The sequence below is a fragment of the Methylorubrum sp. Q1 genome, assembly GCF_004683995.1.
Lineage (GTDB): Bacteria > Pseudomonadota > Alphaproteobacteria > Rhizobiales > Beijerinckiaceae > Methylobacterium.
Map to the genome: position 1 here is coordinate 13,882 of NZ_SRHQ01000018.1, position 16,640 is coordinate 30,521.

11 protein-coding genes and 1 pseudogene are annotated in these 16,640 nt (G+C 66.1%); 10 read left to right on the forward strand and 2 right to left on the reverse strand.

Annotation, left to right across the window (positions count from 1 at the left end):
• The first annotated feature begins 177 nt into the window (after positions 1–177).
• The 4 genes from E4V01_RS17150 (at position 178) to E4V01_RS17165 (ending at position 5,860) form a co-directional block, all read left to right on the forward strand.
• A complete protein-coding gene (locus E4V01_RS17150; protein WP_060771147.1) occupies positions 178–1,008 on the forward strand; it encodes a p-hydroxycinnamoyl CoA hydratase/lyase in 831 nt (276 codons plus the stop codon).
• A 126-nt stretch (positions 1,009–1,134) separates the two neighbouring features.
• On the forward strand, positions 1,135–3,237 hold the full coding sequence (locus E4V01_RS17155; protein ID WP_135299176.1) for an acetate--CoA ligase family protein: 2,103 nt from the start codon (positions 1,135–1,137) through the stop codon (positions 3,235–3,237).
• 161 nt (positions 3,238–3,398) lie between these two features.
• Positions 3,399–4,613, forward strand: coding sequence for a 3-(3-hydroxy-phenyl)propionate transporter MhpT (gene mhpT, locus E4V01_RS17160; protein ID WP_135299177.1), 1,215 nt, complete (start codon positions 3,399–3,401; stop codon positions 4,611–4,613).
• Between the two features lie 422 nt (positions 4,614–5,035).
• The gene (locus E4V01_RS17165) at positions 5,036–5,860 is read left to right on the forward strand and encodes a hypothetical protein (RefSeq protein ID WP_135299178.1); all 825 of its coding nucleotides are present in this window, start codon (positions 5,036–5,038) and stop codon (positions 5,858–5,860) included.
• A gap of 368 nt (positions 5,861–6,228) precedes the next feature.
• On the opposite strand, the pseudogene E4V01_RS17170 reads toward E4V01_RS17165, so the two are convergent.
• Positions 6,229–7,450 (reverse strand): annotated as a pseudogene (locus E4V01_RS17170) (IS256 family transposase).
• 445 nt (positions 7,451–7,895) lie between these two features.
• Between E4V01_RS17170 and E4V01_RS17175 the strand changes: the two are divergent.
• Genes E4V01_RS17175 through E4V01_RS17200 form a run of 6 tightly spaced genes read left to right on the forward strand, consistent with a single transcriptional unit; the run spans position 7,896 to position 15,849 of the window.
• Positions 7,896–8,330: a hypothetical protein gene (locus E4V01_RS17175; RefSeq protein WP_135299179.1), complete on the forward strand. Its 435-nt coding sequence runs from the start codon at positions 7,896–7,898 to the stop codon at positions 8,328–8,330.
• 44 nt (positions 8,331–8,374) lie between these two features.
• A complete protein-coding gene (locus tag E4V01_RS17180; RefSeq protein WP_158509756.1) occupies positions 8,375–9,592 on the forward strand; it encodes a glycosyltransferase in 1,218 nt (405 codons plus the stop codon).
• 3 nt (positions 9,593–9,595) lie between these two features.
• A complete protein-coding gene (locus E4V01_RS17185) occupies positions 9,596–10,918 on the forward strand; it encodes a glycosyltransferase (RefSeq protein WP_060771153.1) in 1,323 nt (440 codons plus the stop codon).
• The gene (locus E4V01_RS17190) at positions 10,902–12,866 is read left to right on the forward strand and encodes a hypothetical protein (RefSeq protein ID WP_135299181.1); all 1,965 of its coding nucleotides are present in this window, start codon (positions 10,902–10,904) and stop codon (positions 12,864–12,866) included. The genes E4V01_RS17185 and E4V01_RS17190 overlap by 17 nt, the downstream gene beginning before the upstream one ends.
• Positions 12,848–14,872, forward strand: coding sequence for a glycosyltransferase family 4 protein (locus tag E4V01_RS17195; protein ID WP_135299182.1), 2,025 nt, complete (start codon positions 12,848–12,850; stop codon positions 14,870–14,872). The genes E4V01_RS17190 and E4V01_RS17195 overlap by 19 nt, the downstream gene beginning before the upstream one ends.
• An 8-nt stretch (positions 14,873–14,880) precedes the next feature.
• On the forward strand, positions 14,881–15,849 hold the full coding sequence (locus E4V01_RS17200; protein WP_193763218.1) for an NAD(P)-dependent oxidoreductase: 969 nt from the start codon (positions 14,881–14,883) through the stop codon (positions 15,847–15,849).
• Positions 15,850–15,916: 67 nt separating this feature from the next.
• Here the strand turns inward: E4V01_RS17200 and E4V01_RS17205 are convergent, their stop codons facing one another.
• Positions 15,917–16,633 (reverse strand): sugar phosphate nucleotidyltransferase, encoded by a 717-nt coding sequence (locus E4V01_RS17205; protein WP_060771157.1) that lies wholly within the window; start codon positions 16,631–16,633, stop codon positions 15,917–15,919.
• Positions 16,634–16,640: the final 7 nt, after the last annotated feature.

The window sequence follows — 16,640 nt, forward strand, 5'->3', positions numbered from 1 at the left end:
TGTTCGTCGCGCACGGCCTCCGCAGGCCCGACCACGTCGCGGTTGATGCCTCTGCGTCGCGGTGACGACCGGTCCCGGCCCGCGGCACCCGTCTCAAGTCTTCTCCGAACTCGCGTCGCGCATCTCATTTCGGATTTCATCCCAGATCCACTCGCGGACTTCACTGGAACAGCAGTCATGGCCAACGATCACGACACCGTCGCCTACGAGGTCCAGGACCGCGTCGCCTGGGTCCGCTTCAACCGGCCCGAAAAGCGCAACTGCATGTCGCCCGCCCTCAACCGGCGTATGATGGAGGTTCTGGATACGCTGGAATTCCGCGAGGACGTCGGCGTCCTGGTGCTCACCGGCGAGGGCACGGCCTGGTCGGCCGGCATGGACCTGAAGGAGTATTTCCGCGAAACCGAGGCGCAGGGGCTGGCCGGCACCCGCAAGGCGCAGCGCGAGAGCTACGGCTGGTGGCGGCGCCTGCGCTGGTATCAAAAGCCCACCATCGCGATGGTCAACGGCTGGTGCTTCGGCGGCGGCTACGGGCCGCTCTACGCCTGCGACCTCGCCTTTGCGGCCGAGGAGGCGCAGTTCGGCCTCAGCGAGATCAACTGGGGCATCCTGCCGGGCGGCGGCGCCACGAAGGTGGCGGTGGCGCTGACTTCGTTCCGCAACGCCATGTACCACGCGATGATGGGCGAGACCGTCGACGGTCGCACGGCCGCCGCCTGGGGCTTCGTGAACGAGGCGGTGCCGGCTGATCAGCTCCGGGCGCGCGTCGCGGCGGTGGCAGCCGTGCTCCTGAAGAAGAACCCGGTCGCCCTGAAGGCCACGAAGGACGCGGTGCGGCGGGTCGCCGACATGACCTACGATGACGCCGAGGATTATCTGATCCGGGCTCAGGAAGCGGCGAACAGCTTCGACAACGAGGGTCGGAAAGAGGGCATCCGGCAGTTCATCGACGAGAAGAGCTACAAGCCGGGCCTCGGCGCCTACGACCTGTCCAAGCACAAGACCTGACGAGAGCGCCCCGGCGGACACCTGGGCGGCGGAGGCCGCCCGGCCCGTCGGCGGCCGCTGCCGCAATCCCCGACCCATCCCGATGAGCCCGCGCGCATCGCCTGCGCCGCGAGGGAGAGCCGAGTCATGCCCAACCTTGCCCGCCTGCTCCGGCCCCGATCGGTCGCGATCGTCGGCGCATCCGACAAGCCGGGCGCGCTCGGCGCCTCGGTCCTCGCGAACCTGACGCGGGCCGGATATGCCGGCCCGATCCACCTGATCAATCCCCGGCGCGCCGAGATCGCCGGCCGCGCCTGCCTGCCCTCGGTCGAGGCGCTGCCCGAGGGCATCGACGTCGCGGTGCTGGCCATCCCCCGCGCGGCGGTGCTGGAGACCATGCGCGCCCTGGCGGAGCGCCGGGTCGGGGCAGCGATCATCTTTTCGGCCGGCTTCGCCGAGGGCGGGGAGGCCGGGCTCGCCGAGCAGCGCGCGATCGCCCAGATCGCGCGGGACGCCGACATGGTCGTCGAGGGGCCGAACTGCCTCGGCCTCATCAATTTCGTGGACGGCGTGCCGCTCACCTTCGTGGAACTGCCCGCGACGCCCCTGGCCGGCCGGCCCGGCATCGGGATCGTGTCGCAGTCCGGGGCGATGGCGGCGGTACTCGGCGTCACCCTGATGGCTCGGGATCTCGGCCTGTCCTACTCGGTCTCGACCGGCAACGAGGCCGCGAGCGGCGTCGAGGACTACGTCGACCACCTCGTCGACGACCCCGATACCCGGGTGATCGCGATGATCGTCGAGCAGTTCCGCCGACCCGCCCGCTTCCTGGCCGCGGCCGAGCGGGCGCGCGCCGCCGGCAAGCCGGTCGTGTTGCTCCATCCCGGGCGCGGCGAGGCGGCACGCCGCTCGGCCGCGACCCATACGGGGGCGCTCGCGGGCGATTACGCGGTGATGCGCCTGAAGGTCGAGCGGGCGGGCGTCAGCGTCGTCGGCACCCTGGAGGAACTCGGCGACGTCGCCGAACTGCTGCTGCGCTGCCCGCCCTTTAGCGCGGGTGGCACCGCGGTGCTCACCGAATCCGGCGCCTACAAGGCGCTGACCCTCGACCTTGCGGAGGATGTCGGCCTCGCCCTGCCGCCGCTCGGCGACGCCGACAGCCCGGCACTGCGGGCGGCGTTGCCGGACTTCGTGCCGGTGAGCAACCCGGTCGACCTCACCGCTCAGGCCCTGGTCGATCCCGACCTCTACCGGCGTGCGCTCGCCGCGCTCTTGGACGACACGCGCGTCGCCGCCGTGGTGCTCGGCATCATCCAGACCGACGCAGCGACCTGCGCCCTCAAATTCCCGCCGATCATCGAGGCTCTGCGCGCCCTGAAGCCGGGAAAGCCCGTCCTCTTCGGCGGCCTCGACGAGGGCGCGGCTGTGGCGGGGGAGCATATCGCGGCCCTGCGCGCCCTCGGGGTCCCCTATTTCGCCACCTGCGAGCGGGTGATCCGCGCGCTCGCCGTGGTGGCGCGGCGCGGTGGGGCGCCCGCGGAGGCCGCGCCGGTGCCGCCCCTGCCGCCGCGCTTCGCCGACGACGTCCGGGGCGTCGTACCGGAATACCGGGCCAAGGCCCTGCTGGCGCCCCTGGGCATCCCGTTCCCGGAGAGCCGCATGGCGACGACCCTGGCGGAGGCGCACGAAGCGGCCGGACAGCTCGGCTATCCGGTCGTCCTCAAGGCGCAGTCGGCGGAGCTGTCCCACAAGAGCGATGCCGGCGGGGTCATCGTCGGCCTCGCCGACCCGGGCGACCTGGCCCGGGGATGGGCGCAGCTCGCCGCCAACATCGCGCATCATCGGCCCGGCCTGGTGCTCGACGGCGTTCTCGTCGAACGGATGGGCGCGCGCGGCGTCGAACTGATCGTCGGCGGCCGCAGCGATCCGGATTGGGGGCCGGTGGTGCTGGTCGGGTTCGGCGGCGTCCAGGCGGAGGTGCTCAAGGACGTGTGCCTGTTGCCGCCGGACCTGGACGAGGCCGCCATCGCCGACCGGATCCGCACCCTGCGCAGCGCCGCCCTGCTCGACGGGTTCCGCGGCGCTCCGGCCCTCGACGTCGCAGCGGTCGCCCGCGTGGCCGCGGCCGTGGGCCGAGCGCTCCTCAGCGAGACGCGCATCCGGGAGATCGATCTCAACCCCGTCGTGCTGAGGCCCGTCGGCGAAGGCGCCGTCGCCCTCGATGCGCTCATGATCTTCGCGCCGCCCTGAGGGCGCCCGTCCTCGCCGCGAGCGCCGGTCCGAACGCCAGGGACCGATTGTAGGCGAGGCCGTGAGCCGCGGGCCGGTTCCGGACCGGACCGGACGACAAATCTCGGAGAAGAGCCCGAACAAGGGCCGCTCATCAGACCTTTGAAGAGGGAGAGGAACGCATGGCTGACGCATTGATACTGGGGCGCAGCACCCCGAGGGCAGGAGCGCTGACGGTCGGCCTCTGCTGCCTCGTGACCTTGATCGAAGGGTTCGATCTCCAGTCGGCCGGCGTCGTCGCCCCGCGGCTCGTTTCCATCTTCAACCTCACCCCTGGCCAGCTCGGCCTGTTCTTCTCGGCGAGCACGATGGGGCTGCTGATCGGCGCCGCCTTCGGTGGCCGCCTCTCCGACCGGGTCGGCCGGAAGAAGTCCCTCATCGTCTCGGTCGCCCTGTTCGGCCTCATGTCGATCTTCACGGGGCTGGCGAACAGCTTCGAGGTGCTGCTCCTCGCCCGTCTTCTCACGGGTGTCGGGCTCGGGGCCGCCCTGCCGAACCTGATCGCCCTCGTCGCCGAGAGCACCGCGCCGGAGCGGCGCGCGAGCGCCGTGGCCCTGCTCTATGCGGGCCTTCCGGCCGGGGGCGCCCTGGCAAGTCTGTTCACGCTTGTCGGAGCGGAATCCCACCACTGGTCGACGATCTTCATCACCGGGGGTGTCGCGCCGCTCCTGGTCGTGCCGCTGATCTGGGCTTGGCTGCCGCACAGCAGCACGGCCAGCGCCAAGCAGGGTGGGGGCCGTGTGAGGAGCGTCCCGACGGCCCTGTTCGGCGAAGGACGGGCGGCAACGACTCTGATCCTGTGGCTTGCCTTCGTGCTCGGACTGCTGGTCCTCTATCTCCTGCTCAACTGGCTTCCATCGCTCGTCATCGCCCGTGGCATGAGCCGGGCCGACGCCTCCTGGGTGCAGTTCGTGTTCAATCTCGGCTCCGCCCTGGGCAGCACCGCGACCGGTCTCCTGATGGATCGCTGGGGAAAAGCGGCGACCGCGGCCCTCGTGTTCAGCGCGAGCGTCGCCGCCCTGATCCTGATCGCCTTCGTCCCCTCTAACCTGTCGGCGCTGGTCTTCGCGGGCTTCTTCCTCGGGGTCGCGCTGGCCGGAACGCAGGCCGTGCTCTACGCCTTGGCGCCGAGCTGTTATCCGGCCGATGTCCTCGGCACGGGCGTCGGGGCCGCCGTCTCGATGGGACGTTTCGGCTCCGTCCTCGGGCCGATGCTGGCCGGAACGCTCGTCGGCGCCGGCCGGAGCGACGTCGAGGTGCTCGTCGCGCTCATTCCGATCCTGATGATCTCGGGCGGCGCGGCCACGATCCTGAGCCTCCGCATCCGGTCAGCGTAAATCGCGCCACTTGTCGGGACCCGTCGGGAAGCCGGTTCTCCAACCGTTTCAACCCGCTCCGTGCGCGGAAATGCAACTATAGCGTGTTTACGTGACGCAAGAGCACGCAAGCCGCACAGCGTGGCACGCTCGAATCTCAAGAACAGACCACGACCGTTGATGCCAACCACAAGCAAATGGGGAGAGGGATGAAAGTCAAAATATCGATTGCATGCCTGTCGTACTACCGGCGGGAAAATGCGCGAAGCACACGCGGCAGAACAGCACGAGCCGCCGCCCTTCTGGCCACCACCTTGATACTTGCCGGCGCTGCGCCGGGTTGGGTCCAGGCAGAAGAACTGATCCAGGGGCCGTCGGGCGCGCCCCTGGGGCCCGAACCGCCGAAACCGTCCTCGCCCTTCTTCCGGTTCAGCGATACGCAGGTGAGCTACACATACCTGAACGATCTCCGGCAGCCGGGCGTCACCGGCGGCCGGGCCGGACGCTCCATCGAGGGGCGTAGCGCGCCGGGCAACATGCTGAGCCTCACCCATGTCCATGGCTGGGAGTACGGCACCAATTTCCTCAACCTCGACCTGCGGCGCTACGGTTCGCAGATCCCGGCCGGCACGCCGCCCTATCCCGGACCGGCCACGACCTTCGATTACGGCCAGACCACCCTGTTCCTGACCTATCGCGGCACCTTGAGCGGCAACGCCATGGCGGGAACTCCGCTCTTCGTCCTGCCCGGCATCATCAAGGACGTGTCGCTGGCCTACGGCGTCGATCACCAGAGCGACAACACGCGGCTGTCGCTGCTGCGGACCCGGGCGATGGGCGGCCTCAGCTTCTCGTTCGATGTCCCGGTCGGCTTCTTCAACCTCGCGGTGCTCGCCCAGAGGGACTGGTTCCGCTTTGCCGACTTGCTGCCACCCCTTCGCCAGACCGGGACGGACATCGTGCCCCGCGTCGAAGCGACCTATCTGGTACCACTGACGTTCACGGGTTTGCCGCTTTCGCTGACGGGCTTCGCCTCCTACAACCCGCCCCGCGGCGACGACCCGAAGGGCGGACGGCTGAAGGCCGAGGTTCTGGTGCGCAGCAACCTCGTCCTCGACGTCGGAGACCTGCTCTACAACAAGCCTAACCGCATGAAGGCGTTCATCGGCGTGCTGCATCAGAAGAACCTGCTCGGCGCCAATTCCCGCGTCGTGCCCGGCGCACAGTTCACCTCGTTCTTGGCCGGCCTGAGCTTCTCCGTGTTCTGAACGGGCCATCCGTCAATTTGAGCATCGTCCCGAAAGCTGGTTGCCGGCTTTCGGAAAAAGATGATGCGAAAACAAGCGCCTCAAGCATCGCCCAGGATCAGGTCACAGTACACGACAGGGTAGCGGCGAGCGGTGCGAAGTGATGGGCTGAAGGACTGACCTGACCGGTATTTTGGACCGAGCCGAGTGAGAGGTTGACCTGACCGGCTGGCTTTGGACTGGGCTGATTGAGAGGGTCAGCCAGGACCGAAGGAGTCGGACATGCGGCGAGGACAGAAGACGAGCGCGGAGTAGGTCGTGCGGTCGTGTCCCTGTGCGTTGTGTAGCTCGCTGAGGGCCACCACGATCACCGGCCGGGGCCGGGCGGATCAGGCTGCCAGGGTGGGCAGGCTGACGAGGGGATCATCGCCGATTGGGGCGATGCTTTCCAGGGTGATGTAGCGTGAGCGCTGTACGGCCCACTCGTCGTTTTGTTCGAGCCGGATCGCGCCGACGAGGCGCGTGATGGCTGCCTCGTTGGGGAAGATACCCACGACCTCGGTCCGGCGTTTGATCTCACCGTTCAGGCGCTCCAGGGAATTCGTGCTGTGGAGCTTGACCCGGTGGGCGGACGGGAAGCCCATGTAGGCCAGCACGTCGGGCTCGGCGGCGTCCATCAGGGCGGCAAGCTTTGGCACCTTGGGCCGGAGTTGATCGGCGACCTTGCGCCATTGCCGACGGGCCGCCTCCGCGTCGTCCTGGGCGAACGCGGTGGCGATGAAGGCTGAGACGACGCGGCGGCCCGAGCGGCCGGCATGGGCGCGGACGTTGCACATGAAGTGAACCCGGCAACGTTGCCAAGTGGCGTTCATGACCTTGGCCACCGAGGCCTTGATGCCCTCGTGCGCATCCGAGATTACGAGCTTGACCCCGCGCAGGCCGCGTCGGGCGAGCTTGCGCAGGAAGTCCGTCCAGAACGTCTCGGCTTCCGATGGGCCAACGTCCATGCCGAGCACCTCGCGCCGACCGTCGGTGCTCACGCCGACCGCCACCATCACCGCCACCGAGATGATGCGGCCGGCCTCGCGCGCCTTCACGTCGGTCGCGTCGATCCAGAGATCGGGCTATTCGCCCTCGCTGGGGCGGGCGAGGAACGCGCCGACCCGCTCGTCGATCTCCTGGCACAGGCGCGAGACCTGGCTCTTCGAGACACCGGGACCACCCATGGCCTGGACGAGATCATCGACCGAGCGAGTCGAGATGCCCTGGATATAGGCCTCCTGGATCACGGCCGTCAGCGCCTTCTCGGCCATCCGCCTGGGCTCCAGGAAGCCGGGGAAGTACGAGCCCTTGCGCAGCTTGGGGATGCGCAGTTCGACCGTGCCGGCCCGCGTCTGCCAATCCCGGTCGCGATCGCCGTTGCGCTGGACCCGTCGCTCGGCGCTCTTCTCGCCGTGGGCCGCCCCGGTCAGGCCGCCCACCTCCAGTTCCATCAGGTGCTCGGCCGCAAAGCCGATCATCTCGCGCAGCAAATCCGCGTCGGCACTCTTCTCCATCGGCGGCACCCCATCGTGGCCTGCCACGATGGGCGCCGAGGCCGCGCAACGTCATCATCTCGTCGGTCATCGGGGATCTCTCGGGTGCGGGTTGGCTGTCGCAACCCGACCCTACCCGGCAATCGCCGATGACCACCCGTCAGCTACACCACCGCCTGGGACACGACCCAATCCCGTCGACGGTCGAGTCGAGATTGTCCGAATAGTGCAGTCCTTATGATGCTATCGTGCGCGGAAAACGCCACTGTGTTCTTGTACCATCGATATCACAGATATCTCAGGTAGCATAACAGATATCTCAGGTAGCATAACAGATATCTCAGGTAGCATATAGGCCGACAAATCACCCTTGAGGTTGTCAAAAGCCATGCGCCCAAGTCACCACCCACCGAAACATCGGCCGGCCGCCTGGGACCATGCGGCTTGCCAAGCTATAATCTTCCTGTTAGACGCAAGCCCAAACAATTGCACTCTCGCCTGCCAAGAAATAGACTTACCACATGAAAACAAAAAGGCGGGTCGTTATTGATGGACGAGAAGACAAACAGGGAAAATCCCTGCTTGCCATATCTGCCCTTTACCATTGCCGCTCGGAATTTTCCGGCATCGAAATCCGCTTCGTCGACGTGGATAATGCCTCTGTCCGCGGGGCAATCGATCTTCTGCGTTGGGAGACAGGTCTTGATGTCAGCATCCCATCCGATGTCGGCGAGAATACCGGCAACTCGATCTTCGAGGGCGCGAACCTATACGCTGCCATTCGCCTTAACAGCATAGATGGACTGCACACGGCAGAAGCCGCTTTCTTCAGGGTTCCGCTCCTCCTCGCTCTTCAGTTTCTGCCGGAATCGGCGACGAGCGAGCACTTGGCGCTCCTGCGGCCCGCGCACGACCCGGCTCTGTTTGCTCAATATTTGATCGAGCGCATACGATGACTAATCGCAAAGCGGGGCATCTACCAATCATCCTAATCGTTGGGATGCAAAACAGCGTGCATCTAGCGCGCTGGATCAACATGCTACGTGGTGAATTTGCACGTTTTGTTGTGTTTCCGGTGCATGCCCTAGAGCCTGTGGCCGAGCTTCACCCTTGGTTGCCCGTCAGTAGCCGGAGCGATGTTGAGGCCTTGGGATCCGGTGACGTGGGCGTCTTCCAACTCACCAGAACCGACAGTGAACGTTACACCACCTGGGCCATGGAACGAGCGGCGGGGCGCCTGTTTCCTGCCTCGCTCGGGGTCGAAACGAATCCCGCGTTGGCACTACCCGATGAGTTGATCGCAGCGATCCGGATACTGCAGCCGGATCTCGTTCACACCATGGAGGTTCAGCTCGCGGGCTATCTCGCCCTCGACGCCAAGCGGTACTTGGGAAGCGCGATGCCACCGTGGCTTCTCTCCAATTGGGGAAGCGACATCTATCTCTACCACCGGCTGCCCGCACATCGTCCGGTCGTGCTTGAGTTGATGGGTGCCATAGACGGTTATCTGGCAGAGTGCCGACGCGACGTCCCGCTGGCGCGCCGCCTGGGTCTGAAAGGACATGCTTTCGACCCAATGCCGGCTTCTGGTGGGATCGACTTCAGCACCGTTCCGGCGCTCGGCCAGCTCGCTCCCCCGTCGAAGCGCAATACCATTCTTGTCAAAGGTTATCACGGCTGGTCAGGCCGGGGAATGCACATCCTGTCCGCCCTTCACATGGCCGCACCAGCCCTGCGCGGCCGCTGCATCCGCGTACAGTTCTACTCTGCGGCGATGCTGGAGATGATGCGGGCAATGGCGGAGGCGGACGGCCTCGATATTGCGCCTGTGCCCTATGCCCCCACCCACGAGGAAGCCCTTGGTCGGATCGCCGAAGCACGCATCGTCGTCGGCATTGGAATCTCGGACGGAATCGGTACGACCCTCCTCGAATCAATGTGCTACGGCGCCTTTCCGATCAAGGCGACGACCTCCTGCGCCTGCGAGTGGATCCAGAACGGCCGCGACGGCATCATCGTCGATCCGCACGACGTGAAAGGGCTCGCCGAGGCTCTTGTGCAGGCTGCGTCTGACGACGCGTTGGTCGATGCAGCATCCACCCGCAATCGGATCCGCGTGGAAGAGCGATGGGATGTCGATCGCAACAGCGCGGCTGCACAGTTGATCTATCGCAACATGCTTAATGATTCTCCCCGAACCGTCGATCCGGCCGCCTGAGCGATGTCCACAGAGACCGTGACGATCCTCATCCCCGTCTACAACGGCGGCCCCTTCCTGATCCAGGCCATCGAAAGCGCGCTCGCGCAGACTTGGCCAGCGATCGAGGTGCTCGTGATTGACGACGGCTCAGATGACGACGGGCATACAGAGCGGGTCTGCCAATCCTTCGGCACGCGCATCCGCTATTTGCGCCAAGAGAACGGTGGCGTCGCTGCAGCCCTCAATACGGGCATCGCCGCGATGACCGGCCGATATCTGACTTGGCTGAGTCACGACGACCTCTACGATCCGCGCAAGGTCGAAGTGCAGATGAAGGCCCTGGCGGCACAATCCGGGCCCTGCGTGATTTTCGGCGGCTACGCCACGATGGACGAGGATTGCACCATTCTCGCCGAGATCGAGACCAACGCGGGCTATCGTAGCGATCAGCCACTCTGGGCGATCCTCGAAGGCCGCATCAACGGCTGCACCATCCTGCTCGAACGCACTCTCCTAGAACGCCACGGTGGCCTCGATGTCGGACTGCCGACGACCCAGGACTACGAGCTGTGGTGGCGGCTCGCGCTGCACTATCCCTTCGTTTACGTGCCCGGCGCCCTCGTTCGGCATCGGGTCCATGCCGGGCAGGGCTCGCATGGGCGCCGCCATATCGAGGAGGCAAGTCTTCTCTGGATGGAGATGCTGGAGTGGGTGCCGGAGGAAAAGGCGCGGGCGCATTCCGGCTCGGAGATGGCGTTCCTCCTGCGCGCTCGCGATTTTCTCCAGAAGACCGGCTATGACGGCGCCCAGCAGGGTGCCGATGCACTGATCCACCGACGGGCAAAAAAGATCCGGGTCGGCATCGTTCTGAGCAGCCTCGGTTCACGTGAGGCGGCGGTCGCGAAAGCCGAACTCGCCAGCAGCGGTCTCGATCTCGCCTTCCTTCTTGTGGACGCCTCGCCCGACCAGCACTTTGCACTCTTCGCCGGCTCGCTTGGAAAAGAATTATCCGACGACGTTGTCGCCAGCCCGATCGCCCCGAAGGACTTGGTCTCCCATACTCTGGCCGAACTTGAGGCCCCAATCGTCGCGTTCCTCCCGCAAGACGTGCCCGTCGCTACCTTCTGGACGGCCCTCGGCCGCCTCCTGTGCGATCCGGAACTCGACGGCGCCGCCATCCCGCAGACGAGAGGCCAGCCCGGTGCAGATCCGCTCGGACCGCTGTCCGGCCTCGTCATACGTCGAGAAGCCCTCTCCACCGCCCTGACCCGAGCCGCCGAGACCCGCAGTGACTTCATCTCTTCCCTCGGCATGTCGAGCCGGCTCGATGTCGTCGTTGTCTGATTTCGACGGCCTGCGGGTCCGCGTTCCCGACGAGCACCAGATCTGGCTCGTCTTCGGGGATCAGCGCCACTACATCACCGATCTCGATGTCTTGCGGGCGATCTTCCGCGATGATGCCGTCCGAACAGACCCCGACTGCGCGCACTTGCCGGAGGGAAGTGTGCTCGGCCCGGGCAGCCGTCTCGTCCGGGGGCAGGGAAGCGCATCGGTCCACCTCGTGGTCAGCTCGGGGCTTGGACAGGAGACCCGGCATCGCATCGTCGATGAGGCGCAGTTCGAGCGCTACGGCTTCAATCCGGAGAAGGTCGCCGAGATCCCCCCGGAGACGTTGCGAAGCATCCCGGTCGGTCCCCCGCTCGGGTCGCTCGCCGACATCCCCGATTTCGATGGTCTGCGCGTCCAGATTCCCGACGAGCACCAGATCTGGCTCGTCTTCGGGGATCAGCGCCACTACATCACCGATCTCGATGTCTTGCGGGCGATCTTCCGCGATGATGCCGTCCGAACAGACCCCGACTGCGCGCACTTGCCGGAGGGAAGTGTGCTCGGCCCGGGCAGCCGTCTCGTCCGGGGGCAGGGAAGCGCGTCGGTCCACCTCGTGGTCAGCTCGGGGCTTGGACAGGAGACCCGGCATCGTATCGTCGATGAGGCGCAGTTCGAGCGCTACGGCTTCAATCCGGAGAAGGTCGCCGAGGTCCCCCCGGAGACGTTGCGAAGCATCCCGGTCGGCCCCCCGCTCGGGTCGCTCGCCGCCGCCAAGGCTTTAGCCGAGCTTGAGGAGCTGGAAAGGCTGGTGGAGAGCCTTCATCACCGCCGACCGACACTGCTGCTACTGTTGGAAGAGCGGGACGAATTCGCGAAGCAGTTCGCCACCCAAATCCATGAGACCGTTCGCCGCCAGGTCCATGTCCTGCTCGGCTGGCTTGAGGACGGGCAGCTCGTCCTATCCTCCGGACTACCCGATACGCCGGACGCCGTGACCGTGCGGCCGGCGGCTTCGACTCTGGCATCGATTGCGCGGACTCTGCGGATCGGCCGGATCGACGTGCTTGCAACCCGATTCAGGCATTCCCTGCAAAAAGTCTTAGCAGCACTCAATCGTCCCTTCGATCTTACTCCAATGATCGCTCCTTTGGAGTTGGAGAAGTCGGGCGAAGCGGCGAACGAAACGATGCGGTCGCTCGCCCGGCAGGCTGCCCGCGTTGTTGCCTGCAGCGACAACATGCTGGCCGCTCTGCGCGTGCGGCTGCCAGGGCTGCCGATCACGACCGGTCTCAGCCCCGAGCCGCGCAAGCTTCGCCTATTCCGCGTGCATCCGGCCCGGCTCGACGCGGACGAGGATCTGCGCGTCCTGATCTGGGGTGACACCGCGGAACCCGCGGACCGGCTCGTGGTGGACACAATCGTCTCCGCTCGCGTCGAGGCCCTTACGGCCCGCTTCTTCGGCCTCGACGGCATACCGGGGGCATCGACCGCCGGACTGCGAAATCTCGGCCCGGCCGATCGCCTTGATCTCAATAAACTCGTCTGTGTCTTGCGTCCGCACCTCGTCTGGTTCTCAAGTCCGGCGCCGCAAGCTTTCGATTTCCGGGTCTCGGCCGCATTGGCGCAGGGTCTGCCGATCCTAGCGAGCGCTAGCTGTGGCCTCGGCCTGCGCTTGGCGGACCGCCCGTTTACCTGGATCCTGCCCGCGGACGCGACCGCGGCCACCGTGCGGGACGAACTGGCAGCGATCCGGTCGCGGTGGGCTTCCGAGTACGGCAGCCTGCGCCGAACCGAAGCCGCGACAAGCTTCTACCCGGGCGCCTATCTCGCTTGGGCCAAACCAGAGGCGTCGTTCCAGTCCGAGCCGGCGCTCAGCGATGCGGCTGCCTCGGTACCAGTGCCTTTCTCTGCCCCGGCGGCCCCATCGATCCCCGCGAAGAAAAAATGGCGGCTTTTCAAATGATCATACCGGACGCGGCCGAGCGCCGGACGATCCGTACCCTCATCTGCGACTTCGACTTCTACTCGGCGCTCGGCGGCGGGCAGACGTTCTATCGCCGCGTTGTTGAGCGGCATCCGGACTGGACTATCCTTTATCCCTCACGCGGCCGTGATCTTACGAGCGAAATACGATCGCGTCTTCCTACCAATGCACATCCCTACGGTTTCGACCGCTTTCTCTATCCTTGGGATCTCCTCGCCGCACTTAAGATCGAAGGCGTAGAGGAGCGCTCCTACGCTCTGATCATCTGCCAGATCGCTGTGCCGCTCCAAGGGCAATTCTTCGACGTGGTCGAGGTGCCCTCGTTCTTTCCTGTAGCACATCTCATCCGTCCAATCTTCGCCGCCTTTGGCATCGGGGTGAGAACGATTTCGCTCGGCATGCTCGGTTGGCTGAGCGTCAGCAATCGCAACGCCTACGCGTCGGAAGTGCCAGAGGTGGTGATTGAGCGATTGGAGGAAATGGAACGACGCTGCATCGCGGGCGCCGATGTCAGCTACACGATCTCAGATCTCCATGCCGCTGAGAACGACCAACTGAAGCCCTCAGCGGTCGTCGACATGCACGACGCCCTCGACACGCTGCCAGCCCCCACCGCGTACCCGCCGGGCGAGGGACCGCCCGATCTCTGGTTTGTCGGACGTCTCGACCGTAACAAGGGACCCGACCTCTTCATCGAGATCGCGTCGCAGATCCCCCGCTCACTCTACCGGAACTGCTACCTGTGCGGTCCCGACAATCCCTGGGCGTCCTCGGGACCGCGCTGGTCCGAGACGGTCCTTGAACTCGCCCGCGAGCGGCAGGTCCCCGCCGAGTATCTCGGCGAGATCAGTCACGACGAACTGTGGTCGCGCGCTTTTCGTGGCCGGTCCGTGATCGTCATCCCCTCGCGCTCCGACGCGTTCAATTACGTGGCGGTCGAAGCAACCATGTCGGGCGCGCCGATCCTCCTGTCGAAGCAGGCTGGCGCCGCAGCCTTCCTCGAGGCGCGCCATACTGACATCGCTCCGCCAATCATTGATCCCGACGATCTCACCGATGCGGCGGCCAAGCTGGAACGCCTGCTTGGTGATTACGAGGGCCGAACCGCGCACCTGCGCAAGACCATCCTCGAGGGTGGCTGGCCGGCCCCACGCAACGACTTCTTTGCGGACGTCATCGGATCGGCGCCGGCGGGCTCGGGCCGGACCGATGCCGGTCTTCTCGAACGCGCCCGTTCGGCCGATCCGCTGAACTTGGCTCCTGCTCGGATTTGGCGTTCGGTGGCGCCACCGCCGGCGGAAAACGACATCGAGATCGTCCTACGGGCCGGTCAGGACCGGCGGGCACTCGAACGAAGCCTGACCTCTCTGCGCACACCCGATGCAAGCGGGCTTGCCGTGACGATCCTGGTCGAGGCGGGGCAGGAGCCGGAAGATCTGCCGCAGCTCCTGCGCAGTTTCCATCCCGGTGCATCTTTGCTCCGCACGGGGAGCACGGACACGGCCGCGGCAATCAACGAGGCGCTGGAGAAGTCGCGGGCAGCGGCGCTCATGCTGCTCAACGCCGGCGACAGTGTCGAGGGTGGAGCCCTGCGCCGCCTCTTCCAGGCGCTACAGGCGATACCTGCGGCCGATCTCGCGATCGGTCTGTGGTCGGAACTCGATGCGTTCGGGGCGGTCCTGCGCGATCACCAGGCCGACGCTTTCGATATGCGCGCCCTGATCGGTCCGGGAGGCCGCCCCGGCGGCATCCTGATGCGCCGAAGCGACCACCTCCTGATCGACGAGTCGATGGGGGATTGCGGTCTACTCGACCTATATGGCCGGCTCTCGACCGCTCCCGTCGTGCGCAGCGCCGAGCGGATCGGCTGGTCCTGGCCGGCGGCCGAAGACGCGGCGGCGTCACGCCGCCCAGCCGACCTGTCGCCGCTGCTCCTGAAATGGCTGCTCGCCCCCCCCCGTGCCGACGGGCGGGACGCCGCTTGAGGACTGGGATGACCGCGCCACTTTCGTTCGACGGTATCCGGGTTCTCGTGACCGGAGGCTCGGGTTTCCTCGGTCAGCATCTGCTCCGGGCGCTAATCCCGCTCGGAGCCGAGGTCACGGTCCTCGTGCGCGATCCGGAAGCGAGCAGCCTCTCCGATCTTCGGAGCGGCGAGGCGGTGCGCGCCGGTCGCGTCGCATTGCTGCGCGGCGATCTCTTCGATGAAGCAGCCATTATCCGAGCAGCAGCAGGCGCGGACATCGTCTTCCATCTCGCCGGACGCGGCGGCGGCGGCGGATCGTTCCGAGACTTCACGGATGCCAACGTCACCGGCACATGCAACGTCCTGACCGCCTGTGCCGCGCACACGGTCGGCCGCCTCGTCTTCATCAGTTCCGCTGCCGTCTACGGATCGGGATCACCGATCGCGCTCGACGAGAGTCAGCCGACGCGCGGTCGCAGCATCTACGCTGCCTCGAAGATCGCGGCGGAAGCCTTAGTCGCCGCCTATGTCGCGACCGGGCGATGGGCCGTGACGCTGCGCCCCTCCAACATTTACGGTCCCGACCAGATGACCGAAACGGTCGTGACCACTCTCTTGAGCCAACTGGGCACGACGGACGAGATCGTGCTTCGCGCCCTGCATCCGGTCCGCGACTACATCTATGTTCAGGACGCCGTCGATGCGCTGCTCGCCGCAGCTCTCCGCCAGGACCTGCCGCCTGGCCGCACGCTGAATGTCAGCTCCGGCGCCGGATGGTCTGTCCGGCAGCTCGCGGAGGCGGCGATCATCGCCATGCGTCGCACCGAGTCGAACCGCTCCGTCAGCGTTCGGCCAATCGACAGGCCAGCCGGCGCGCTGGCCGATTACCTCGTCTGCGACAACGCTGCAGCCCGCGCTGCGCTCGACTGGATGCCGCGCGTCGATCTCGTCGACGGCCTACAGGCAAGCTACGCCGCCCGGCTCGGGCGAGCCTGACCCAGCGCAACTCCACCCCGTTCCGGGATGAGAGCTGCACTGGGTCAAGGATTGGGAGCGGCCGGGCTCAAGCCGCCGGGAGGAAATGATCGGGCCGAGCGGTGAACTGCTCCTGGGCGCGGGCATAGTCATCGGGACGGCCGATATCGATCCACTCGCAATCCTCGACGTAGCTCACGACTTTCTGTGACGACGCGAGAAGCGCGCGCACAAGGTCGGGCATGTCGAAGAAGGTGTCGGCCGGAATGAGTGGCGCAACGGCCTTCTTCGAGAGGACATAGAGGCCCATCGAGGCCTCGAAATGCATCGCCGGCTTCTCACGGTACTCAGATACTGTGAAGTCAGGTCCGACCGTCAGCGCCCCGAAATCGGCTTGCAGCGTCCGGCGGTGGGTCGCGATCGTGGCCGCGGCGCCACGATCGAGGTGCTCCCGCACCATCGCCGAGAAGTTCAACGTCGTCAGAAGGTCGCCGTTCGTGACGATGAAGTGGTCGGGCAGCTGTTCGAGGTTGGCGGCGATAGGGCCGCTGGTGCCCAGCGGCTTGTCCTCGACCCTGTAGGTGATGTTGAGACCGAGATTCGATCCGTCCGTGAAGAAGCTCCGGATGAGATGATGGAGATGGTTCACGGCCAGGATGACGTCTGTCACCCCGTGCTGGCGCAGTTGGCGCAGCAGCAGTTCGAGGATCGGCATCTCGCCGATCGGCATCAGTGGTTTCGGCATGACAGCCGTGTAGGGCATCAGGCGCGTGCCCTTGCCGCCGGCGAGAATGATGGCCTTCATCGCTTGG